Annotated in this window: 2 tRNA genes and 1 rRNA gene; all 3 read left to right on the top strand. The window is 50.0% G+C overall.

Annotated elements, in window-relative coordinates:
• Positions 1-59 (top strand): 16S ribosomal RNA (locus IEW17_RS20700); the annotation flags it as partial.
• A 128-nt stretch (positions 60-187) separates the two neighbouring features.
• Positions 188-261 (top strand) — tRNA-Ile (locus IEW17_RS20695).
• A gap of 35 nt (positions 262-296) precedes the next feature.
• Positions 297-373, top strand: a tRNA-Ala gene (locus IEW17_RS20690).
• Positions 374-584 lie beyond the last annotated feature (211 nt).

Below are 584 nucleotides of genomic sequence, written 5' to 3'. Positions count from 1 at the left end.
CTAGGGCTAAGTCGTAACAAGGTAGCCGTACCGGAAGGTGCGGCTGGATCACCTCCTTTCTGGAGCGGCCTTGCTCACGATGTTATAATAAATGAGTACTGCTTGGTACTTACAACTTGTTTGTTTCCTCATTCAAATAATTTTTGAATACGGATTCTACGTTTATCCTCGGGTATCGTCGAAACCCGGGCTTGTAGCTCAGGTGGTTAGAGCGCTACACTGATAATGTAGAGGTCCGTGGTTCGAGTCCACGCAGGCCCACTGTAACCAGCGGAGAAGCTGCTGGAAACGATACTGGGGGATTAGCTCAGCTGGCTAGAGCACCTGCCTTGCACGCAGGGGGTCAACGGTTCGACTCCGTTATTCTCCACCATAATAAATACGAAGCACCAGTAATTGACTGGTATTTCACGACACTACTAAACACCAGAGTAGTACACGTTCTTTGACGTAAGGGGTAACAAAAACGAAGCGTAGCGCGCTTGTTCCGGCAACGGGATAAGTCGTCTGGTTTACCAGACAGCGATACGAAAGCGAAGTAAGCAAGAGCACACGGGGGATGCCTAGGGTCTCAGAGGCGACGA

Source organism: Hymenobacter frigidus, assembly GCF_014640435.1.
GTDB lineage: Bacteria > Bacteroidota > Bacteroidia > Cytophagales > Hymenobacteraceae > Hymenobacter > Hymenobacter frigidus.
The sequence above is the reverse complement of the archived record's forward strand: the minus strand, read 5'-3'. Positions and strand labels throughout refer to the sequence as shown.